Source organism: Mycobacterium angelicum, assembly GCF_002086155.1.
GTDB classification, from domain to species: Bacteria; Actinomycetota; Actinomycetes; order Mycobacteriales; family Mycobacteriaceae; genus Mycobacterium; species Mycobacterium angelicum.
On record NZ_MVHE01000320.1, the window covers coordinates 1 to 409 of the forward strand.

The following is a 409-nucleotide window of genomic DNA, read 5'->3' on the forward strand; positions in this document are numbered from 1 at the left end:
GCGCCGGAGGCGGTGGCGGCGCAGGCACGGATGCGGCTGCCGGCAGTGGTCTGACTGGTGGGACCGGGTTCGCTGGCGGCGCCGGCGGCCAAGGCGGCCAGGGCGGCGACTCCGGTGTGGGCGGCACCAACGGCGCCGGCGGCGCCGGCGGCGTCGGCGGCAAGGGCGGCACCGGCGGAATCGGCGGCAGCGGCGCCGACAGCACCACCGGAGTCGGTGGCACCGGCGGCGATGGCGGAATTGGCGGCGCGGCCGGCGCCGGTGGTGGCGGCGGCGGAACTGGCAGCGGTGGCACCGGCGGCACCACTGGCGCCACCGGCAAAGCGGGCACGGGCGGCACCGGCGGTGTGGGTGGCGCCGGAGGCGGTGGCGGCGCAGGCACGGATGCGGCTGCCGGCAGTGGTCTGAC

General features: G+C 80.0%; 1 protein-coding gene. It reads left to right on the plus strand.

Going from position 1 to position 409, the window contains the following annotated elements; genetic code table 11:
* Nucleotides 1-409: hypothetical protein (locus BST12_RS29590; protein ID WP_211281429.1), on the plus strand; the 409-nt coding region annotated here is incomplete at both ends.